21 protein-coding genes are annotated in these 20,808 nt (G+C 55.0%); 3 read left to right on the top strand and 18 right to left on the bottom strand.

Annotation, left to right across the window (positions count from 1 at the left end):
- Positions 1–2: 2 nt before the first annotated feature.
- The 14 genes from gspM to xapA form a co-directional block, all read right to left on the bottom strand.
- Complete coding sequence (gene gspM / locus BEI65_RS10635; RefSeq protein ID WP_099063294.1) at positions 3–461, bottom strand: type II secretion system protein GspM; 459 nt, start codon at positions 459–461, stop codon at positions 3–5.
- Positions 458–1,558: a type II secretion system protein GspL gene (gene gspL / locus BEI65_RS10630; protein ID WP_099063293.1), complete on the bottom strand. Its 1,101-nt coding sequence runs from the start codon at positions 1,556–1,558 to the stop codon at positions 458–460. The genes gspM and gspL overlap by 4 nt, the downstream gene beginning before the upstream one ends.
- Positions 1,555–2,511: a type II secretion system minor pseudopilin GspK gene (gene gspK / locus BEI65_RS10625; RefSeq protein ID WP_099063292.1), complete on the bottom strand. Its 957-nt coding sequence runs from the start codon at positions 2,509–2,511 to the stop codon at positions 1,555–1,557. Before gspK ends, gspL begins: the two co-directional genes overlap by 4 nt.
- A complete protein-coding gene (gene gspJ / locus BEI65_RS10620; protein WP_099063291.1) occupies positions 2,508–3,101 on the bottom strand; it encodes a type II secretion system minor pseudopilin GspJ in 594 nt (197 codons plus the stop codon). The genes gspK and gspJ overlap by 4 nt, the downstream gene beginning before the upstream one ends.
- Positions 3,088–3,468: a type II secretion system minor pseudopilin GspI gene (gspI, locus tag BEI65_RS10615; protein ID WP_099063290.1), complete on the bottom strand. Its 381-nt coding sequence runs from the start codon at positions 3,466–3,468 to the stop codon at positions 3,088–3,090. The genes gspJ and gspI overlap by 14 nt, the downstream gene beginning before the upstream one ends.
- Positions 3,449–3,982 carry a type II secretion system minor pseudopilin GspH gene (gene gspH / locus BEI65_RS10610; RefSeq protein WP_099063289.1) on the bottom strand — a complete coding sequence of 178 codons (534 nt, stop codon included), beginning with the start codon at positions 3,980–3,982 and terminating at the stop codon, positions 3,449–3,451. The genes gspI and gspH overlap by 20 nt, the downstream gene beginning before the upstream one ends.
- Positions 3,972–4,406 carry a type II secretion system major pseudopilin GspG gene (gene gspG, locus BEI65_RS10605; protein ID WP_099063288.1) on the bottom strand — a complete coding sequence of 145 codons (435 nt, stop codon included), beginning with the start codon at positions 4,404–4,406 and terminating at the stop codon, positions 3,972–3,974. The genes gspH and gspG overlap by 11 nt, the downstream gene beginning before the upstream one ends.
- Positions 4,407–4,422: 16 nt before the next feature.
- Positions 4,423–5,634 (bottom strand): type II secretion system inner membrane protein GspF, encoded by a 1,212-nt coding sequence (gspF, locus tag BEI65_RS10600; protein WP_157765443.1) that lies wholly within the window; start codon positions 5,632–5,634, stop codon positions 4,423–4,425.
- Entirely contained in the window at positions 5,624–7,108 is a 1,485-nt protein-coding gene (gene gspE / locus BEI65_RS10595; RefSeq protein ID WP_099063286.1) for a type II secretion system ATPase GspE, read from the bottom strand. Before gspE ends, gspF begins: the two co-directional genes overlap by 11 nt.
- Complete coding sequence (gene gspD / locus BEI65_RS10590) at positions 7,105–9,048, bottom strand: type II secretion system secretin GspD (RefSeq protein WP_369804757.1); 1,944 nt, start codon at positions 9,046–9,048, stop codon at positions 7,105–7,107. The genes gspE and gspD overlap by 4 nt, the downstream gene beginning before the upstream one ends.
- Before the next feature lie 87 nt (positions 9,049–9,135).
- Entirely contained in the window at positions 9,136–9,669 is a 534-nt protein-coding gene (locus BEI65_RS10585; RefSeq protein WP_099063401.1) for a type II secretion system protein N, read from the bottom strand.
- Between the two features lie 48 nt (positions 9,670–9,717).
- Positions 9,718–10,194 (bottom strand): helix-turn-helix domain-containing protein, encoded by a 477-nt coding sequence (locus BEI65_RS10580; protein ID WP_099063284.1) that lies wholly within the window; start codon positions 10,192–10,194, stop codon positions 9,718–9,720.
- A gap of 283 nt (positions 10,195–10,477) precedes the next feature.
- Positions 10,478–11,737, bottom strand: a complete 1,260-nt coding sequence (locus tag BEI65_RS10575; RefSeq protein ID WP_099063400.1) for a nucleoside permease — start codon at positions 11,735–11,737, stop codon at positions 10,478–10,480.
- 81 nt (positions 11,738–11,818) lie between these two features.
- Positions 11,819–12,640, bottom strand: coding sequence for a xanthosine phosphorylase (gene xapA / locus BEI65_RS10570; protein ID WP_099063283.1), 822 nt, complete (start codon positions 12,638–12,640; stop codon positions 11,819–11,821).
- Between the two features lie 149 nt (positions 12,641–12,789).
- Here xapA and BEI65_RS10565 point away from each other — a divergent pair, with 149 nt between their 5' ends.
- A complete protein-coding gene (locus BEI65_RS10565) occupies positions 12,790–13,710 on the top strand; it encodes a LysR family transcriptional regulator (RefSeq protein WP_369804759.1) in 921 nt (306 codons plus the stop codon).
- Here BEI65_RS10565 and ftsP read toward each other — a convergent pair.
- The 3 genes from ftsP to parC all read right to left on the bottom strand — a co-directional run bounded on the left by ftsP (position 13,707) and on the right by parC (position 18,506).
- Positions 13,707–15,122 carry a cell division protein FtsP gene (gene ftsP, locus BEI65_RS10560; protein WP_099063281.1) on the bottom strand — a complete coding sequence of 472 codons (1,416 nt, stop codon included), beginning with the start codon at positions 15,120–15,122 and terminating at the stop codon, positions 13,707–13,709. The genes BEI65_RS10565 and ftsP overlap by 4 nt on opposite strands.
- A 132-nt stretch (positions 15,123–15,254) precedes the next feature.
- Entirely contained in the window at positions 15,255–15,992 is a 738-nt protein-coding gene (locus tag BEI65_RS10555; RefSeq protein ID WP_085119250.1) for a 1-acylglycerol-3-phosphate O-acyltransferase, read from the bottom strand.
- A 240-nt stretch (positions 15,993–16,232) separates the two neighbouring features.
- On the bottom strand, positions 16,233–18,506 hold the full coding sequence (parC, locus tag BEI65_RS10550) for a DNA topoisomerase IV subunit A (RefSeq protein ID WP_099063280.1): 2,274 nt from the start codon (positions 18,504–18,506) through the stop codon (positions 16,233–16,235).
- A 315-nt stretch (positions 18,507–18,821) separates the two neighbouring features.
- On the opposite strand from parC, the gene BEI65_RS10545 reads away from it, so the two are divergent.
- Positions 18,822–19,403 (top strand): NAD(P)H-dependent oxidoreductase, encoded by a 582-nt coding sequence (locus tag BEI65_RS10545; protein ID WP_099063279.1) that lies wholly within the window; start codon positions 18,822–18,824, stop codon positions 19,401–19,403.
- 159 nt (positions 19,404–19,562) lie between these two features.
- Positions 19,563–19,871, top strand: coding sequence for a putative quinol monooxygenase (locus BEI65_RS10540; RefSeq protein WP_099063399.1), 309 nt, complete (start codon positions 19,563–19,565; stop codon positions 19,869–19,871).
- A gap of 26 nt (positions 19,872–19,897) precedes the next feature.
- On the opposite strand, the gene BEI65_RS10535 is transcribed toward BEI65_RS10540, so the two are convergent.
- Positions 19,898–20,794 (bottom strand): LysR substrate-binding domain-containing protein, encoded by an 897-nt coding sequence (locus tag BEI65_RS10535; RefSeq protein ID WP_099063278.1) that lies wholly within the window; start codon positions 20,792–20,794, stop codon positions 19,898–19,900.
- Positions 20,795–20,808: the final 14 nt, after the last annotated feature.

Here is a 20,808-nt window from a genome sequence, read left to right as displayed (position 1 = left end):
GATTAACGAATCGAGGGAGCCTGGAGACTCAATCTTTCCACTGTGACGATATCGCCTTCCTCGCTCAGGCTGAGATCGACCACATCGACCCTCATGCCATATTCCTGTTGCAGGCTCCCCAGCCACAACAGCAAGGGTTTGAGCGGTTGTGGGGGAAGTGCCACATCCAGAGTCGGCAGATCAGGCGGTAACCTGCCCAATAACACGCCATGTTTTTTAGCGGTGGTCTGAAGTAAGGCCGGTAGCGATGCTGCCGCAGGCAAACCCGGAGGGTGATTGCGCCGTAGTGTGTTAATGCGCTGGGCATTGCGCTGCAACTGCGCCAACTCACTGGCCGCCTGCTGCGACTGGTTTTTTTGCTGGAGATAAAACGCCAGAAGACAGAGCCCGGCGAGCAGGCTGCACCAGAGAAGTTTCCCTCTCTTTTTTCTCACGCCCGGTCGGACTTTTGGGTAACTCATAAGTTTTCCCTCAGCGTCAGCGTGCCCTGCTGGTTTACCGGATCCACTCGCATTTCCAGCGTATTGCCCCGATCGTTTATTTTGGTGAAGGGCTGTAATCCTGCTCCCTGTAGCCTAAGGGTGATGGCAGACTTATCGGCTTCGAAAGCCAGGCTGAGGATCCGATACCCTGGGATCCCCTTTAAGGCCTGTTGCACCTGTGCGGCAAGCTCGAAGAATTGGCGGGGGGATTTGGCCTCTTGCAGAGCCCGGATAGCCTCTGAGCTCGCTTTCAGAGGATCGGCCGGTATCGGCTGACCCACAAAAAGCCGTTGATATAAAACGTCACGACGCTGGCCAATTTGTTCAGCCTGATGCTGGTAATACAGCCCACCGACCGCCAGCGCTCCCAGAGTTAGTGCGACTCCGGCAACGGCCGGCCAGTGCTGCCAGAAAGGATGACGTTGCCAGCGAGGCCTCACCTTATATTTGCCTTGCAGCAGCGAAGCCGAAGTCTCCGCCTCCCCCCGCACCCTATCCCACAAGGCATCACAGGGTGACAAGGGAACCGAGTCCACAACGGCAACCTCACCCGCGGCCGGCAGCCAGTGTGCCGGTAGCGAATAACCTGACCAAAGCGAGCTCCTGCATAGCAGGCGCCCATGCCAACGATAAAAATGACTTTCATCCACCGGTCCGCAAAGCGTGTCTGGTACCAGCATATCCGGCGTGATGTCCCATTCCGCCAGCTGTGACAACCAGCGTTGCATGTCTGCATGACGATAACCGGCCAGGGCATAGTGGTCTTCCTGGCGGTTCAATATTACCCAGTATAACTGCTCGACCTCTTCCAGCAGGCTATCTTCACACTGATAAGCCAGAGCCAAAGCCGTCGCGGCCCGGCGAGGCCCATTGAATGACACCCTTTGCAATGTCACCGACTGACCCGCTACGCAGACCATAACCCGACATTGCGATGCGCTGACGGGCAGCAGCGTTCCCGGCAACCATACTCCTGCATGTCGCCATTGCGGCTCGGCAGGGTCTCCCTGACACCACAGGGTCGGGGCTCCGGCCTCTCCCAATGCCAGCACCAGCAAAGGTTTTGAATAGGTCATTGCACACTCTCCCCCTGCCCGGTTTGGCGACCGGTCACCGCCAGCCTGCCTTTTTCATAATGCAATTTGCTACGCAGGTAATAACCGCTGTCTGTACCCTGAGTGACCAGTTGGAGGTTAAAATAGCGGCTTTCCGTCACCAGTAATTTCTCGCCGGAGGGCGAAGGTAAGCGCAGCCCGGCCAATGCGGTTGCCCAGTCCGAATCATCCAGTCCCTGCCAGCCGGTGGCGGGCCGGGCGTTAAGCAGTTGTTTCAATTTGCTGTCGCTGGTCTGGTTTAAAAATAAGGCGCGCAACAGCGGCAACTGAGCCTCGCTGAGCGTGTTGATATTGATTGCCGGCTGGCGCTCGGGCAGCGCGCATAGCCAGGGTCGCAGACGTAAATACTGTTGGCGGTCAATGAAAGGGAATGCCCGCAGTTCAGAAACGTCACTAAATGCAGAATGCTCCGGCTTCAGATGTTGTTCTATCGCCCTGCCGATACGTTCGGTTTCCTCATCGCTGAACGCCAGGTTTGATAACAGGGCATCGAACACCTGACGGGGAATATTGTTGGCGGTTTCGGCAGGGGGCTCCTGGGCTGCCGTCTTGTCTTGCGGGGCCGTTTTTTGCTTATCGGGCAAGTAACGGTAGCGTAACGTATTGAGATTAAAACAGGATTGAGCATCCCTGATAACATAGGAAATCTCTCTGTCTTCCGTGCGTATCATCCCTGGCACTGCCCAGCGCTGCCCCAGATTGACCGACGTCTCATCATGTAAGCTTTCCGACAACAATTGTTTGGCAAACTGTTCCCCCGCCAACAGATCCCATTTGGCCTGAAAAGCCGTTTGCGCATGCAAGGTTCGGGAAAAAGTCAGTTGCCAATACTGATGGATCCCCATCGACAAAATGGCCATCAACGCCAGCAGTAACAGCACGACCAACAAGGCCATACCTCGCGACTTGTTCATGAGGCTTCTCCGTCGGCCAGCAAGAAAATGCGCTGTAGCGTCCCGCGGTCAGATAAGGTCACGGAGACCTCAATAGCCTGAGGCAAACCGGTGCCTGCAAACCCGCCGGCCTGCCAATGTCCGGCCAGCCGGTGCCGCAGGTGAAAACTTTCTACGCCCGTTATCAACGTGATGATTCTTGCTTTGTCCTCTGGCGCATCAGGAGTGGGGTAGCTCAGTCGCTGCAACTGGCCATCATGAAGGCGGTAAGTGATTCGCTCCAGCGAGGATCGCGGTAGTAAGCCACCGGGGTTAAGCCAGTTACTGCGTAATAGCGCCAGGCTCGGTGCATTATCCACAATGCGGGCACCCGCCAAATTCGCTCTGGATGAAGGCTCGGACGGCAGCGTGAGGGTCTGGCGAATATCCCGTTCCATCAGGGCGAATGCCTGCTGTAATTGGGTCAGGGCGTTGGCCTGGGTTTGGACTATGGCATTGTTCTTCACGATGCTGCTCAACAGTTGCGACGCAATCAATGACATCAAGGCAAAAATCACGATCGCCAACATCATTTCAATCAAGGTGAACCCCTTTTGCTCAGGGTTTGGCATAGTCCGCCCTCCAGGTACGCAGACGCAAGATCGGGTAGCTGAACTCAGGTTCGCTATCTACTTCGATCTCAATGGCCTGGAGGTGACTGTCGGTGGTCTGCCGACTACGGCTGCGCCAAAACCATTGGCGATTAGCCATCATGCTAGTGCCCTGTTGCCACAGCGGAGACAAGACAATATCCCCCAGATAGATCTGGGCCAGTTGATTGTCCGCTACCCAGCCGGCCACTGTTGTATCCTCCAGTTTGCCGAGATTGCGTACCTGTTGACCAGTGGTGCGGATCACCGCCATGCAACCGACGGATAAAATCATCATCGCCACCAAAACCTCCAGCAACGTCATGCCATTACGGCGTTTGCGGCTCATCGCAACTTTCCTCTGACAGGGCTAAACTCATATAACCCTTTGATTCTATTGCCTGCTCACATTGTTTTTTCCGTAACTTAAGGGTAAACAACGACATTTCACCGCCCGGATAGAACCACAGCTGAGGCGTGGCTTCAGGATCAAGGGCTGAAGGTAAAACCATCTCCAGCTGTTCCAGCTGTAATGAAAGACTTAAGCTATCAGGTAAAATCGCGCCATGAATGCCATCGATTCGCCAGCCTTCGCGCTCTTCGGACCGCGCCCTCGTACGGTAGATCATCCGTTGCCACCCTTGTTCGGCAACGGAAATCCCCACGGGGAACCCGGTCTGCTCCGCACGTTGTTGGGCCGCGCTCAACGCCAGCGTCAGCGTCGTCATGGCATTGGCAAACTGCGCCCGTTCTGAACGGTCATGGGGGACAATAATTGCACCGGTGATGCCTATCAGCACCAACACCAGCATAATTTCCATCAGGGTAAATCCGCGCTGGCGTAACCTGCCGCTAAGAGCCATTGGTGATATCGTCTGCGTTATCCCATTCACCGTCAGGCCCGGCTGACGAAATATCAATCTTGTGGTGTATTCCCGGGTTTAACAGACGGTAATCGCTGCCCCAGGGATCCTGCGGCAGGCGGCGCAGGTAGCCATCCTCCGGATAATTGCGCGGCAGCGGTGGCGTGACCGGTTTGGCAATCAACGCAGCCAACCCCTGTTCGTTAGTGGGATAACGACCATTGTCGAGACGATACATGTCCAGCCCGTTCTCCAGGGCGACAATGTCGCTGACGGCTTTTTGCCGATCGGCCTTGTCTTTATTGCCCATCAGGTTAGGGATAATAAAGCTGGCCAGCAGTCCTAAAATCACAATCACCACCATGATTTCCATCAGGGTAAAGCCCGCTTGTCGGGTGCCACGTCTTACGGTTGGGGTTCGCATAGTGTTCTCCATTGAGTTAACCCATCATGTTATTGAGCTGTAGGATCGGTTGCAGGATCGCCAGAATAATGAACAGAACCATGCCGGCCATGCTAATCACCAGCGCAGGTTCAAACAGGCTGAGTACCAACGCGATACGTTGATTGAGGGCGTCCTGTTGCATATCGGCAGCCCGTTTCAACATGCTGCCAAGTTCACTGCTGCGCTCACCTGCGGCGATCATATGGCGCATCATCGGGGAAAAAAGACGGCTGTCCGCCAGCGCCTGGTGCAAAGCGCCGCCCTCCTGTACCTGCGTCATCGCCTCCAGTAACCGGCGCCGGGCCTCGTCGTTATTCAGCACCGCCGCGCTGATCTTCATGCTGTCCAACAAAGGCACTGCGCTGAGTGTCAGAATGCTGAGGGTGTGCGCATAACGGGCGGTATCCAGATTCAGGAACAGGGTTCCCAGAGCCGGCATGCGCAATAAATAGCGGTGCCATGCCAGACGAAATCGCGTTTTTTTCAACTGCCAGCGAAAGGTCAGCGTGCCCGTTACGATCGCCGCCAGGCCATAAGGTCCCCAGCGGCTTATCCCGTCGCTGCACATCAACAGGATTTGGGTGGTTAACGGCAGCGTTTGTTTCATATGCACAAACTGTTCAATCACTTTCGGCACTACCGCCACCAACAGCAGGCTAATCACCGCGATGGCGACCAGCGTCAGGATCACCGGGTAGGTCATGGCCTGGGTCATTTTGTTTTTGATTTTCTGCCGCTGTTCGACGTAATCCGCCAACTCGGTGAAAATCAAAGGCAACTGGCCGCTGCTCTCGCCGGCAGCCACCATGGCGCAAAACAGACGGTCGAAAACGGAGGGGAATTGCATCAACGCCTGAGACAGCGACAGGCCCTCCAGCACATGGCTGCGCAGGCGGGTGATTAGCTGGATCACCGTCTTTTTTTCGGACTGAAGTGCGACGGTCAACAACGCCTCTTCAAGCGGTAAGGCGGCCGCAATTAAGGTCGCGAGCTGGCGGGTCACCAGAGCCAGTTCGCTGCTGCTCAAACGAGGGCGACGCCGGGCAGCCAGCAGAGAGGCGACCAGGCTTGTTCCCTGCGGGGTAATCCGTGATGGCGTCAGTTTTTGCTCACGCAGCCGTTGCCGTGCGCTGCGTAAGGAATCCGTCTCCAGCACGCCTTTGACGCCTTTGCCGGCGGCATCGTAGGCCTGATAGTTAAACTTCACTGCATGGCTCCCCACCGGTTACCCGCAGCACCTCTTCAATACTGGTTTCCCCCATCAGCAGCTTGCGTACACCATCCTGGCGCAGGGTGTGTCGCGCATCACCGCACAATTGTTCAATTTCCTGCTCACTGCTGTTCAAATGAATCGCCTTGCGGATAGCATCATCGATCAGCAGCAGTTCGTGGATCCCCAGCCGCCCGCGGTACCCCAAACCATGACATTTTTCGCAGCCGACCGGACGCCACGCAACGGGTTCGATCTCGGGGGATAACTGTATTGAGTGGGCTTGTTCTGCAGAAAGCGCATAAGGCTGCCGACAATGTGGGCACAATTTTCGCACCAGCCGCTGGGCCAGAATGCCCGTCAGGGAGCTGGCCAGCAGGAAGGGTTCGATCCCCATATCGCGCAAACGGGTGATAGCACCGATGGCGGTGTTGGTATGCAGGGTAGATAACACCAGGTGCCCGGTCAGCGAAGCCTGTACCGCAATATGTGCGGTTTCGGTATCGCGTATTTCCCCCAACAGCACAACGTCCGGATCCTGACGAAGCAAGGCGCGCAATCCCCGGGCAAACGTCATATCGACCCGGGTGTTAACCTGGGTTTGCGAAATCCCCTTTAATTCAAACTCGACCGGATCTTCTATGGTCATGATGTTGCGATTGCCGTCATTAATCTGCATCAGCAACGCATACAGCGTGGTGCTTTTCCCCGACCCGGTCGGGCCGGTCACCAGGATCACCCCGTGGGGCTGATGAACCAGCCGCGTTAACGCCGCCAATTCAAGCGAACGGACGCCCATCTTGGCGAGATCCAGGCTGACGCTGCTTTTGTCCAGCAAGCGCATCACCACCCGCTCTCCATGATTGGTCGGCAAAACGGACACCCTAACATCGACGGCTCGGCCGCCAATCTTCAGGGTAATACGGCCGTCCTGCGGGATCCGTTTCTCTGCAATATCCAGTTTTGACATCACCTTAATGCGGGATGTCAGCAGGGCTGCAAGCTGGTGCTGGGGCTTCAGAATGGTTTTTAGTACGCCATCAATACGAAAACGGATCACCAGTTCGCAGTCATAGGTCTCAATATGAATGTCCGAGGCCCGTTCTTTAATGGCTTCACTGAGCATGGCGTTCAATAAACGGATTATCGGCGCATCGTCCTGCTCATCCAGCAGATCCTGGGTTGCCGGCAGCGCCTGTGCCAGGCTGTAAAAATCGAGCTCTTTGCCCAAATCGTCCATGGTCTTTTGCGTATTGCTGCTGCCCTGCTGGTAATGTTCCAGCAATTTCTGTTCGAAGGCGCTCTCGTCCAACAGGCACAGCGGAATGTCTTCCGCCAACAGGCGAGCAAGCTCGGCCAACGTGGCCAGGCTCACGTCCTGTCGGCACCACAGGGTGCGCTGGTTTTCTTCGCCGGTGAGGAGCGCGTGGTGCTGACGCGCCCAGGCATAGGACAAGCAAATATCGGTCACTGGCGGCCCTGCCGATAAAACCCATCAATTTGCTGTTGGATCTGCTTAAAGGCGCCATTTTCAGCAGCGCCGACCATATCAAGCTGGGCATCCGCATGGGCTTTCAGCGGCAATGACTGGGCGTTAAGCGAGCGGAAACGGGCGGCTTTGCGCAAGCTTTCTTGCGCATATTCCTCGGTAGAGCGGATCACCGTCGGCCGAATGAACAAGATCAAATTGCGTTTACTCTCTTTATGCGAGGTAGAGCGGAACAAAGCACCCAGCAGCGGAATGCGTTCCAAAAACGGCACCGCACTTTTGCTGTCGGATTGCGACTTGTCCAACAACCCGCCGACCACCACGGTCTCACCGCTTTCCACCAGGACGGTGTTATTAACCGTACGAATATTAAAAGTGGCCCCCAGGTTGTCCTTATCCACCGAGCTGTTTTCCGCCACGCTGGAAACCTCCTGCTCGATCTGCAGCAGTACCGACTGCCCCTTGTTGATTTGCGGTTTGACCTTCAGCTTGATACCGACGGTTTTGCGCGACACCGTATTGAACACGTTGTCACTGTTGGTGGTTTGAGAGCCGGTCAGAATAGGCACATCCTGCCCGACACTGAACTCGGCATCTTCATTGTCCAGTGTCATGATGCTGGGCGTGGCGAGAATATTATTCTGGCTCTGGTTGCTGATGGCGGTAAGCAGGCCGGCCCAGTTGCCACTGTAGAAACCCGTCACCAGGCCATTGGCATTTTTGAAGACTTCCTCCATCCCCCCTTTAAATCCGGGGGCAATTTGCGCCTGGGCATTGCCGAACTGCGTGCCTCCGCCATAACGGTTAGCCCATTGAATGCCCAGATTCAGGCCATCGGCATTTTGCATTTCGACAATCACCGCCTCAACCAGCACCTGTGCACGGCGAATATCGAGCTGCTCGATGACTTTTTCCAGGTTACTCATGACATCTGGCGTGGCATTGATGATCAGCGCATTGGTCAGCTCATCCGCCTTGATCACCATGTTCTTCATAACTGAAACGCTGGCACCGGCAGACTTTTTGTCGTCCTGCAGATTGGCGCTGACACCAGAAAGTACTTCCAGCAGACTCTGCGCCTTGGCATATTTCAGCCGGATCACCTTGGTATTTCCCTGACTGGCTTTCTCTTGATCCAACTGCCGGATAATACTTTTGACTCGTGCCTGTATCGTCGGCTCACCGGCAATCAGCACGGTATTGGTCCGCTCATCAGCAACCACTTTCATCCCTGGCTGCACGCCCTTCTTGGTTCGGCTCTCATCCCGAAACAGGGTCGTGACAATGCTGACTACATCGGCGGCAGAGGCATGTTGCAAAGCGACTGAGGCTACGCTGGCCTGATCGGTACGATCCATTTCATGGGCCAGTTCCACCAGGCTATTGACCACGTCAGCCCGGCCGGTGATCAACAGCGCATTGCCACTTTCCAGGAACACCACGTTGCCGATGCCAATACTGTCGTTAAATTGGCGCATCAACGGGGCCACTTCTTTCGCCGCGATATTGTTCAAAGGGACAATCCGCATGATCAACTCATCACCTTCGGCGGGCGTTTTCAGGGAGCTAAGGGCCGCTCTTTTACCGTCTTTCGCCGGTATCACCTTCAGGACATTATTGGGCATGCTGATGACTGCATAACCATAGACATCAAGCACATTGAGGAAGAACTGGTAGTATTGCCCGGCATCCAGCGGCTCATAGCTGCGAACCGTGACTTTACCTTTCACCCCATCGTCAATAATGATGGTTTTCCCCAGTGCCTTGCTGGCGGTACTGATAAATTCGTGAATATCCGTTCCTTTGAAATTGGCGGAGAATTCTTCGGCCTGAACGGGGGTTATCATGCACAGCACGATGGCCAGCATTGCGATGAATATGAGTGTTTTCGTGATGAGAGGTCTTGTCATTTTTGCGTGCATGAACCCATGCCTGTCTGGAGATAAGTCAGTGTTGTACATATGCCTTTCCAATTGCGAACCCTGATAATGCAACATCAATGATCACACTCAACTCTCGAGTATTAATGCGGCATAAAATCCGTTTTCATTGATAATAATCCGGTCTGGAAATATTTTTATTATCGGGTAAATGTCATTGATTGCACTGCCTGAGAGATAACTCTGCTGTCGCCCCGAGGCTTCAATAATGGCCATACCGGCATGGTTACTTTTGTCACAGAGTAAACCCACAACTTTCATCGGTAACTTTGCGACCGGAGCCGTCATTAATAAGGTGTCACTGGCGACTTCTCTGGTAACACGAAAGCGCTCTTGATCGGTATCTGCATCTTTCTGACCATCGGGATAAAACAGTGCTGGCAATGGATTGGTCAGCTGACTGACGATCTTATCAGGTGTTTTTTTTAATGGCGCTTCAAGGTTGATCTCAGAGTTTTCTGTTTTATAGAACGTCTCACAGGTCACAAAAATAGCCGTTATCAGTCCAAAAATAAGCAATACATATCCCAGTACCGCTGGCCATTTTTCTTTCTCGATACGATAAATGATGGAAAAATTACCAGGAACAAAACAAAATCTCACGCCACGCCTCTCGCTTGTTGTAAGGGTAAATAGGCAAGGCCATTTCATTTACGCCATGGCACTGACAATAAAAACAATATTAACAACCAGTAAAATAAAAAGATTACGGATAAGGCTTTGCCTGTTACAGAGCATGCTGACGAATTTTTCACGCCACTGGGTAAACCAGCCAGAGTGCTGAGCCTGTGCCTCTTCCAGTGGCGAGCAGTTGAACCTGACACCGTATCGTGGGATGGTTTTGATGACTTCAGGAGGAATACCATGACGGGAAAGTAATGTTCTGCATTGATATATTAATTGATGATAGTTGTTGTCAGTGATAGTGACGTGATTATTTTCCCATACTGACTCTATCACTTCTTGCTTCTTGGTTACGCCGCTAAGCAAAATACAAAAAAGGCGCCTTTGCAATTCAGTAAGATGAATGGATTCATTTTTAGCCTTAATAATTAGGGTGCTATTCTTACTGTTCAGGGTGAAAAAATCGTTTTCAACTAAAGACAAATTTTTCTCTGCGAGTGCCATAATTAAAGAATACCCTTCAGCAACAATCCATTATTCCCCGTTATCAATAAGAGACCACATAGCCCTATGCCAGTCAAGAAATACCCGCTTAAAAGCCAATCAGCAATAAGATTAACTTACGAGATATTGTTTTTTTTAAAATAACAACCAAGATATTGTTGTGATAATGTTTTATTTTGTTGTTGGTTATTTAATACTTATGGCACTTAAAACAATAATAAGAAGGCGTCGCAATTATTAGTAATTAACAATATGGGCGCAAACGAGATGCGCCCATATATTTTTAATGCGCCCGCTGTATTGGGCCAGGGCTTTCCTCCGGCCGATGCTGATAGTTAAAGGTCAGAGCAAAAATCACGCCCAGTACCAGCGTATATAAAGCGAAGATCAACCAGATACTCTGCCAATCTTTGACGCCGTTGTGGGTGAAGAAATCCACCACTTCACCGCTGGCAATCGCCCCCAGATAAGCGCCTATGCCATTCACCATGGTCATAAACAGCCCCTGCGCACTGGCACGAATACGGTGATCCGCCTCTTGCTCCACGAAGATAGCCCCGGAGATATTAAAGAAATCAAAGGCGCAGCCGTAGACGATCATCGAAAGCAGCAGCAGGACAAAGCCGAAACCGACCGGGGTGCCATAGGCCAGGAACAGGAAACGCAGCGTCCAGGCCGCCATGCTGATTAGCATCACCTGTTTTATGCCATATCGGCGCAGGAAGAACGGGATGGTGAGGATGAAAAACACCTCGGAGATTTGTGACAGTGACAACAGCACCGCCGGGTATCTGACGCTTATGCTGTCCTGATACAGCGGATTATTGGCGAAATCGTGCAGGAACGGGTTGCCGAAGGTGTTAGTGACCTGCAGTGCCGCCCCCAACAGCATGGCAAACAGGAAAAACAATGCCATGCGCCGTTGGCGGAATAACACCAGTGCATCCAGCCCCAACACGCTGAACCAGCTTTTCGACTTTTCCACCTTACTGGTCGGGCAATTCGGCAGCGTCAGCGAATAACCGGCCAACAGCAGAGACACCCCGGAGGCCAGATACAGTTGCATATTGCTGAGTTCAATTCGGCTAAAACCGATCAGCCACATCGCCACAATAAAACCGACGGTGCCATACACCCGCACCGGCGGGAAATCCTTGACCGTATCGTAACCGTGCTTTTCCAGGCAGAAATAGGAAATGGCGTTGGAAAGCGCAATGGTCGGCATATACACCATGGCGTTGAACAGCATCACCCAAAACATCAGCATCGGTTGTTCAACCTGGGCGGCACAATACAGTGCACCCGCACCGAGCAGATGACACAGTGCATACAGGTAATTGGCCTTGATCCAGCGATCGGCAAGAATGCCCGCCAACCCCGGCATAATCAGCGCCGCAATACCTTTGGCGCTGTATACCATACCCACCTGCAGACCGCTGAAATGCAGGGTGTTAATCATGTAAGATCCCAGCGTGACCAGCCAGGCACCCCAGATAAAGAACTGCAGAAAGACCATCACCTTCAGTCGCGTTTTTATTGCCATCACCATCACCTTATTATTCTGATTAAAACGATGATTCGCACGGCAGGGTTCCCGCTCCCTGCCGCGAGGGGTTTTACAGCATTACAGCGTTTTGAAGAACTCACGGATCAGGCGCATAAAGTCCTCGGCCGCCAGCGCTGCACAGCTCAGCGTTTGCTCATGGGACAGCGGCGTATCCGACAGCCCTTCGGCGTAGTTGGTCATCGCGGACACCACCAGCACTTTCAGCCCACAGTGACGCGCCGAGAGCACTTCCGGCACGATCGACATGCCGACCACGTCGCAACCCAGCGTTTGCATCATGCGGATTTCTGCCGGAGTTTCGAAGTTGGGCCCGGTGTAAGCGGCAAATACCCCTTCTGCCAGCGGAATGCCCACGCTTTCCGCCACCTGAGCCAACTGACCGCGCAGCTCGCGATCGTAGGCGTTGGCCAGGCTGAAGAAACGCGGGCCAAAACGCTCATCGTTATCGCCAACCAGCGGCGACTCAGGCATAAAGTTGATGTGGTCGGTGAGGACTACCAGACTGCCCGGTGCCACCGATTGGCGCAAAGAACCGGCAGCATTGGTGGCCAGCAGAAATTCACAGCCCAGCAGTTTGAAGGTGCGTACGGCGGTGGTCATCACCTGCATGCCGCGACCTTCGTAATAGTGGCCACGCCCCTTCATGCACAGTACCGGCACGCCCTCCAGCCAGCCGGCAACCAGCTGCCCGGCATGGCCCACCACGCTGCTGACGGGGAACCCTGGCAGCTCTGCGTAGTCGATGGTCAGAGTGTCTGTCATTACCTCCGCCAGTGCGCCCAGCCCGGACCCCAGAATCAAAGCAGCGCGTGGCTGGAAGCCCGGCAGTCGGGTGCGGATCACTTCGGCACAGGAAAAAGCATCTTCTTGATTAAACATTGTATTCTCTTCTATGAGGGGGAGGTGATCCCCATAGTAGAGAGCGAGGTGCAGCGGCGACCAATACATTATTGGCGGCCGATTTATTCCATTTACCTATAAATTGGTAGCCACAGGAGGCCATCATCAGCATCAAACAGCCCAAACCCCTGCCCGATCCCAGCCGGATTAATTTCCGTCTGCTGCATTATTTCCGCGTGGTGGCGGAGGAGATGAACTTCACCCAGGCGGCACTGCGGCTGAATATTTCGCAACCGCCGCTCAGCAAACACATCAAAGAGCTGGAGAGCCAGCTGGGCGTGGAGCTGTTCAAACGCACCACCCGCTCGATGGCGCTAACGCTGGCAGGCCGCACGCTGTTGCAAAACGTAGAAATGCTGCTGGATCAGGCCGGGCATGCGCTGAACCAGGTGCAACAACTGGGCCGTGGTGAGGCCGGGCATATGGTGGTCGGCATGGTCGGCACTTCGGTTTGGGGCGGGCTGATACCGGCGCTGAAGCGCTTTGCCGGGCAAGCGGCCAACGTCACCTGGGCGTTAAACGAGCTGACACCCAGCCAGCAAATCACTGCGCTGCAAAAACGTCATATCGATATTGGTGTCTGGCGCGAGGCCAGGCAGCAGGTACTGCCGGGGTTGGCGAGCCAACTGCTGGCCCGGGAGAATATTGCGGTGGTGCTGCCTCTGGACCACCCGCTGGCGCAGGCGGAAAGCCTGCCGCTCGCCGCGCTGCGACATGAAAAATTCATTGTGCTGCCGCCGCACGAGGCCAGCCTGGGCCTGTATCTGCATAACCTGTGTTTACAGCAGGGTTTCAAACCGGATATCGCCTATCAGGTCAACGAACCGCAAACCCTGATGGCGCTGGTGGCAGAAGGCTATGGCATCACGCTGCTGCCGGACAGTTACGGCCGTATTCCCTGGCCCGGCGTGCGTTTTTGCCCGCTGCAGCAGGCACCGTCAGCGGATCTGTACGCCATTTATCATGCCGACAGCGCAACGCCGGTGGTGCAGGCGTTTCTGGAGATGTTGCGTGCGGCTCCCCAGGAGAAGCCTCTGCAACCAACTTAAAGCGCAGGCTGTACCATAAACTGGCCTGCGCTGCCGCGATCCGCCATCTCCAGCGTCTGACTGTAGAACAGGAACGGGAAATGCTCCGAAGTGGACTGATTGAAGTAGACCAGCAGCTCGACGTCGCCGTCGACCCATACCGTATCCTTCCAGCCGCGATCTTCCGCCATCGGCTGCGCGCCGTTGACCCGTTTCACCAGGAAGCGTACGCCCTGAATATGGAACGCCTGCGGCGTATCCGCATGGATATTCCAGCGCTCCCAACTGCCCTGCTGGGTTTGTACATCGATACGGTTCATGTCCCAGACGGCCCCGTTGATCCCCGCCTGGCTGTCGCCCAGACGGAATTCGCGGGTGCGGCTAACGCTGCCGTCCAGCAGTTCATCCGCCAGTAAACGCATCGGCAGATTGTCGGTTACCAGCGGCAGTAAACCGGTCGGTTTCAGCGTCAACACCTGGGTGGAAACCAGGATGCTGGAAGGCTCAATCAGGCCGCGCAGGCGATCCATAATGCCCGCAGCTTCACCGGCACTGATCGTCACCTCATCACCTTTCGACATATCGATCAGCACCTCGCGGCGCTCACCCGGTGCCAGCGAAAGCTGTTGCACCGCTACCGGTGCCGGCAGGAAACCCTGATCGCTGGAGATCACGTTTAGTGGCCGACCGTCACTCAGTTGCAGCATGTAGCGACGTGAGTTGGAAGCATTAAGCAGGCGCAGGCGCACCCAACCGCGTGAGACTTCGACAAAGGGGTTTTGTACACCGTTAACCAACAGCGTATCGCCGACAAAGCCGCCCTGCGACGGGGGGTCATATTCCGGTGTGCCGAAGTTATCCAGCCGCTTGTCCTGAATGATCAACGGGAAATCATCGACGCCATAGTGGTTCGGCAACGGCAATGCCTTACTGACTTCATCCTCAACCAGCCACAGCCCGGTCAGGCCGTTGTAAACATGCGGGGCCATGCGGTTGGGCGTGCTGGCGTGGTACCAGCAGGTGGCCGCACTCTGGCGGATAGGCAACACCGGTGACCAGTCAACGTTGGGAGACATCATGCGCGGCGCGCCCCCGGTCAGAGTACCCGGCACCTGCAGACCGCTGATGGTCATCGCCACCGGCTCCGGCAGGCGGTTGCTGTAGATCAGTTTGACGTCATCGCCGTTGTAAACCCGCACCGTCGGTCCAAGGTACATGCCGTTAATGCCCCACACCGACGTCTTGCGATTATCCATAAATGCCCAGTGGGCGCGCTGCAAGGTTAAAAACAGCGGCTGACCGCGGCGGGACTCCAGCAACGGGGGAATAGGTAATGGGGTCTGCATTCCGCTCGCCTCAGCCCTCAGCGGCACGGCTCCTGCGCACAGCGCCAAGCCCGATGCCTGAATAAACTGACGTCGACTGAGTGACATATTTTCTCCATGAAAAGCAATGATTAAACCCTGTGCAAAAACCGGGCCCCTGTTAATCAGATTAGCAGGAGCCCAGTCGCTAACGGCGTTTGACGCCGTTTAAAAGTTCATTCTTTGAAGCCGGTAGGGATATTATTTTCCGGCCGCATTGCGCTGGGCAACTTCCGCGTCCAGCTCGGCAATTTTCGCCAGCATCAGCTCATGGCAATGGGCAGCCAGCTCACGCACATTTTCTCTACTGTAATTGCTGATATCGATCGGCTCCATCACCTCGACGATCGCATGACCGTTATTCCAACGGTTAAGATTAATTTTACCGCTGGTGGTGGAAACGCAGATTGGCACAATCGGCACTCCGGCAGCGATAGCCGCGTGGAATGCACCGGTTTTAAACGGCATCAACCCACGTCCGCGGCTGCGGGTGCCTTCAGGGAACATCCAGACCGAAATATCACGTTTTTTAAACTGTTCGGCCACCTGAGCAATGGTGCCGTGCGCTTTGGCGCGGTTATCACGGTCAATCAGCAAGTTACCGGTCACCCAATACAGTGGGCCGAAGAACGGGACCCACAGCAGGCTTTTTTTACCCACGGTCACGGTACGCGGTTGTACCGCTTTGGCGGCCGTTACCATATCGTAGTTATTCTGGTGGTTGGCAATATAAATGCAGTTACCGTTTTTAGCTGCATCGGCCGGCACGCGGACTTCCACTTTCAGACCAAATAGCCCGGACAGGCGGCCAAACAAATGACCGAACGTCGCCACATGGCGGGGATCTCGGGGACGGAAAAATAAACAGTAAATAGAACCGAAAATGCACACCAGCAGACAATACAGGGTGGCGAGCACGGCACGTAAAATTAATAACATAACAACCTCATTAGCACACTGCCGGCGCAGCCTGAAACGCTGCGCAGATCCCTTTACTCATTCTTTGATTGCAGGGTTCGAAAACCTGCCCTGCCTTTTTTTGCTATTTTCCCGCCAGCCGACGAAACGCACAATAATTTTATGCCGGGAAATGTTAACTATTTGAAAATAATTGCCGCCGGCGGGAAATAAAGCGGGCGCAGCATGCTGCGCCCGAGGGGTTATCCTGCCGTTACAGGCTTACTCTTCGCTGTCGCCGGTAGGCGCACGCGCCGGAGCATCGACCTCTACGCGGTCGATTCGCTGCAGGCCTCGTGGCAGTGAGGTACCTTTACGGCCACGTTCCGCACGGAATTTCTGCAAATCTTCCGGACGCAGCGTCAGCTTGCGTTTACCCACGTGCAGGGTCACAGAGGTTTGCGGCGGCAGCACGAACAGCCATGTCAGTTTGTCTTCACCGGATGCGGCCTGGGCCGACGGGATAGAAACAATCTTGTTACCCTTGCCCTTCGACAACTGCGGCAGGTCGGCAACCGGGAAGAACAGCATGCGCCCGGCGGCAGTGATCGACAGCAGCATGTCATCGTCGCCGTGGATTTCCATCGGTGCCAGCGCTTTGGCGTTATCCGGCAGAGTAATCATCGCCTTGCCGGCACGGTTACGCGCCACCAGATCGTTGAAGGTACAGACGAAGCCGTAACCGGCGTCAGAAGCCATCAGCAATTTCTGGTCGTCTGCGGCCATCAGCACTTGCTCAATGGTTGCACCCGGCGGTGGCGTCAGCTTGCCGGTCAACGGCTCGCCCTGCCCACGCGCCGAAGGCAGCGTCAGAGGATCCAGTGCGTAGCTGCGCCCGGTGGAGTCGATAAACACCACCGGCTGGTTAGTCTTGCCACGTGCCGCACTGCGGTAACTGTCACCGGCCTTGTAGCTCAGGCCGCTTGGATCGATATCGTGGCCCTTGGCGCTACGCACCCAGCCCATTTCAGACAATACGATGGTCACCGGCTCCGACGGCACAAAGTCGTGCTCGCTCATCGCCTTGGCTTCTGCACGCTCGGTAATCGGCGAGCGGCGATCGTCGCCATAAGCCAGCGCATCGGCCTGGATCTCTTTCTTGATCAGGGTGTTCAGCTTACGCTCAGAGGCCAGCAGCGCCTGCAGTTGATCGCGCTCCTTGGCTAACTCATCCTGCTCGCCGCGGATCTTGAATTCTTCCAGCTTCGCCAAATGGCGCAGTTTCAGTTCGAGGATCGCTTCGGCCTGGGTATCAGAAATACCAAAACGCTGCATCAGCACCGGCTTGGGCTCGTCCTCGCTACGGATGATGTGGATCACTTCATCGATATTGAGGAACGCCACCAGCAAACCTTCCAGGATGTGCAGGCGTTTCAGTACTTTTTCCAGACGGTAGTTCAGGCGACGGCGTACCGTATCGCGACGGAATGCCAGCCACTCGGTGAGGATTTCCACCAGCCCTTTCACCTGCGGGCGGTTGTCCAGACCGATCATGTTCATGTTGATGCGGTAGCTGCGTTCCAGATCGGTAGTGGCAAACAGGTGATTCATCACCTGATCCAGATCGATACGGTTGGAACGTGGCACAATCACCAGCCGCGTAGGGTTCTCGTGATCGGATTCATCACGCAGATCTTCGACCATCGGCAGCTTTTTAGCGCGCATCTGGCTGGCAATCTGCTCCAGCACCTTGGCGCCGGAAACCTGGTGCGGCAAGGCAGTGATCACCGCGCTGCCGTCTTCTTTATTCCAGACGGCGCGCATACGTACCGAACCGCGGCCGTTCTGATAAATTTTGCGGATTTCTTCACGCGGGGTAATGATCTCGGCTTCGGTCGGGTAGTCCGGGCCCTGTACGAACTCGAGCAACTCTTCCAGCGAAGCGCCTGGCTTGTCGATCAGCGCCACTGCAGCGGCGGCCACTTCACGCACGTTGTGTGGCGGAATATCGGTCGCCATACCCACCGCGATACCGGTGGTGCCGTTCAGCAGGATGTTGGGCAGGCGGGCCGGCAACATCTTCGGCTCCTGCATGGTGCCGTCAAAGTTTGGCACCCAGTCAACGGTCCCCTGACCCAGCTCGGCCAGCAGCACCTCCGCGTATTTGGACAGGCGGGATTCGGTATAACGCATCGCGGCGAAGGATTTAGGATCATCCGGCGCACCCCAGTTCCCCTGGCCGTCTACCAGCGGATAGCGATAAGAGAATGGCTGTGCCATCAACACCATGGCTTCATAGCAGGCACTGTCGCCGTGCGGATGGTATTTACCCAGCACATCACCCACGGTACGGGCAGATTTTTTGAATTTGGCGCTGTTGTTCAGCCCCAGCTCAGACATGGCGTAGATGATGCGGCGTTGTACCGGCTTCAAACCGTCACCAATGTACGGCAACGCCCGATCCATGATGACGTACATGGAATAGTTCAGATAGGCGTTTTCAGTGAATGTGTGCAGCGGTAAACGCTCTACACCGTCATGAGTCAGATCACTCATTACTCAATTATCCTCAGACCGTGGCTTGGCAATCCCTGGACGACAAAGGGTTGATTCTGTCCGCGATAGTAACTCATCAGCGGGGTGGCTGTCACAGATGGCGCAGCAATCATCCGGCGTGGCCGGTTCATCTGCCGATTTTATGCAAAATTTCGCTATTCCACGGCGCATTTATTGACTCACAGTCAACACTGTTGTGCGCTGGATCCCATTTTTACTTACATTGCTAAGCATTACACTCCCTGTCAGCGAAATGTTTTCCGCACCCTGGCGCGGAGACATCACATATTTTAACTCTGACAGGTGCCGTGAAAGATGAGCAATATCCTGATTATCAATGCTAAAAAACAGTTCGGTCATTCTAACGGCGAACTCAACCAAACGATGAGCGACGTGGCGGAAACCTATCTGCGCGATGTGCAGCACCAGGTACAAGTCACCGTGGTCGACGACGGCTACGATATCGAAGCCGAAGTGCAAAAATACCTGTGGGCCGACGTGGTGGTCTATCAGATGCCCGGCTGGTGGATGGGCGAGCCGTGGATCCTGAAAAAATACATCGATGAAGTATTCACCGCCGGGCACGGCAGCCTGTATGCCAGCGATGGTCGCACCCGCTCCGACGCCGGCAAAAAATACGGTTCCGGCGGCCTGATCCAGGGCAAGAAGTACATGCTGAGCCTGACCTGGAACGCCCCGCTGGAAGCCTTTACCGACCCGGAACAGTTCTTCCACGGCGTCGGGGTTGACGGCGTGTATCTGCACTTCCACAAGGCCAATCAGTTCCTGGGTATGGAAGCGCTGCCGACCTTTATCTGTAATGACGTGATTAAACAACCGGATATCGACGGCGACATCGCACGTTATCGCGAGCATCTGGCCGAAATTTTTGCTTAACTGATACGATATACCCAAAATAATTCGAGTCGCATCAAGGCGGCAAGCAAACGCACCTCCGGGAGCGTACAAGTGGTACGTGACCGGGGTAAGTGCGGGCAGCCAACAAAGAGGCGGCTTGAAGTATGACGGGAATACATGTCAATCAATGAGGTAGTGATGATCACCGTAATTGCAGAAATCAAAACCAAGCCGGGCCACCGTGAAACGGTCCTGAAGGCGATTGAGAAACTGATCCCGCTGGTGCTGGCAGAAGACGGCTGTAGTGAATATACGCCAATGATCGACAGTCACACCCAGGCGCCATGGCAGAAACTGTCGCCGGACTCGGTGTTTATGCTGGAGAAATGGGCCAGCCAGGCGCACCTGGAAAAACACCTGGATATCGCTCACATGCACCAGCATCGTGACACCATCAAAGACAGTGTGCTGGGCGTGACGATTCACGTACTGGGTAACGCACTGTAATCCCCTGAGGGGCCGCCCTATGGCCCCTACAGCGTCTGCGCATCAATATGCGCACTGACGTAGTCGAGAAAACAGGTAATACGCGCTGCCAGTTGGGTATTGCGGTAATACACCGCATTAATCGGCTGGCGCACATCTAACGTCTCCTGCTCCAGCAACGGCACCAGCCGCCCGCTGCGTTGATCGTCACGCGTCATAAAATCAGCCAACTGCACGATCCCTTCGCCACGCAACGCCAACTGCCGCAACGTTTCACCGCTGGAGGCCGATATTGTCGGCGTGATGGCAAAATGCTGCGCCTGCTGATAACGCAACGGCCACAAATTGAGTGATTCCGGCTGAGTGAAGCCGAGCAGGCAGTGCTCTCGCAGCGCTTCGACGCTGGTGGGAGTGCCGTTACGTGCGAGGTAATCCGGACTGGCAAGAACACGTAAGCGGCTGGCACCCAGCAGGCGCGCATGAATGGTCGAATCCCGCAGCACACCGATGCGAATGGCAATATCGGTGCGTTTCTCCAGCAGGTCGATAATCAGATTGTCGGTATTCAGTTCCAGCTCAATTTGCGGATAACTTTGGCGAAAGCCGGCCACCAACGGCACGACCACGTGTTCCATAAAGGGGGCGGCGGCATTGACCCGCAGCTTGCCGGCCGGGATCAGCCTGCGCAACGCCATCTGTTCTTCGGCGTTCTCAACCGAGCGGATAATTTCGCGCGCATGGCTGAGGAAGTTTTGGCCTTCTTCAGTCAGCTCCAGCCGTCGCGTGGTGCGGCGCATTAAAGTTGTATCGAGTTTTTTTTCCAGCCGACTGAGCGCGCGGCTGATACCGGAGGTGGTCTGACCGAGCTGTTCGGCGGCGGCCGTGATAGAGCCGCTGTCAACGACGGTGGTAAACGCCAGTAATTCTTCGAGGGTGATTTTCATGCATTCCGCCCAAA

The organism is Serratia sp. BW106 (assembly GCF_002607755.1).
Classification (GTDB): domain Bacteria; phylum Pseudomonadota; class Gammaproteobacteria; order Enterobacterales; family Enterobacteriaceae; genus Serratia; species Serratia proteamaculans.
Note: the sequence above shows the minus strand (reverse complement) of the source record. Positions and strands in the feature narration are given on the sequence as shown.

What these genes read in the sequence shown, in the direction of transcription:
- BEI65_RS10535 (WP_099063278.1), bottom strand. Translation starts at nt 20,794, where the DNA reads ATGAAAATCACCCTCGAAGAATTACTGGCGTTTACCACCGTCGTTGAC.
- gspI (WP_099063290.1), bottom strand. Translation starts at nt 3,468, where the DNA reads ATGAGCCGCAAACGCCGTAATGGCATGACGTTGCTGGAGGTTTTGGTG.
- xapA (WP_099063283.1), bottom strand. Translation starts at nt 12,640, where the DNA reads ATGTTTAATCAAGAAGATGCTTTTTCCTGTGCCGAAGTGATCCGCACC.
- BEI65_RS10555 (WP_085119250.1), bottom strand. Translation starts at nt 15,992, where the DNA reads ATGTTATTAATTTTACGTGCCGTGCTCGCCACCCTGTATTGTCTGCTG.
- gspD (WP_369804757.1), bottom strand. Translation starts at nt 9,048, where the DNA reads ATGCACGCAAAAATGACAAGACCTCTCATCACGAAAACACTCATATTC.
- gspM (WP_099063294.1), bottom strand. Translation starts at nt 461, where the DNA reads ATGAGTTACCCAAAAGTCCGACCGGGCGTGAGAAAAAAGAGAGGGAAA.
- ftsP (WP_099063281.1), bottom strand. Translation starts at nt 15,122, where the DNA reads ATGTCACTCAGTCGACGTCAGTTTATTCAGGCATCGGGCTTGGCGCTG.
- BEI65_RS10545 (WP_099063279.1), top strand. Translation starts at nt 18,822, where the DNA reads ATGAGCAATATCCTGATTATCAATGCTAAAAAACAGTTCGGTCATTCT.
- BEI65_RS10580 (WP_099063284.1), bottom strand. Translation starts at nt 10,194, where the DNA reads ATGGCACTCGCAGAGAAAAATTTGTCTTTAGTTGAAAACGATTTTTTC.
- gspK (WP_099063292.1), bottom strand. Translation starts at nt 2,511, where the DNA reads ATGAACAAGTCGCGAGGTATGGCCTTGTTGGTCGTGCTGTTACTGCTG.
- gspH (WP_099063289.1), bottom strand. Translation starts at nt 3,982, where the DNA reads ATGGCTCTTAGCGGCAGGTTACGCCAGCGCGGATTTACCCTGATGGAA.
- gspJ (WP_099063291.1), bottom strand. Translation starts at nt 3,101, where the DNA reads ATGCCAAACCCTGAGCAAAAGGGGTTCACCTTGATTGAAATGATGTTG.
- BEI65_RS10575 (WP_099063400.1), bottom strand. Translation starts at nt 11,737, where the DNA reads ATGGCAATAAAAACGCGACTGAAGGTGATGGTCTTTCTGCAGTTCTTT.
- gspL (WP_099063293.1), bottom strand. Translation starts at nt 1,558, where the DNA reads ATGACCTATTCAAAACCTTTGCTGGTGCTGGCATTGGGAGAGGCCGGA.
- gspG (WP_099063288.1), bottom strand. Translation starts at nt 4,406, where the DNA reads ATGCGAACCCCAACCGTAAGACGTGGCACCCGACAAGCGGGCTTTACC.
- BEI65_RS10540 (WP_099063399.1), top strand. Translation starts at nt 19,563, where the DNA reads ATGATCACCGTAATTGCAGAAATCAAAACCAAGCCGGGCCACCGTGAA.
- parC (WP_099063280.1), bottom strand. Translation starts at nt 18,506, where the DNA reads ATGAGTGATCTGACTCATGACGGTGTAGAGCGTTTACCGCTGCACACA.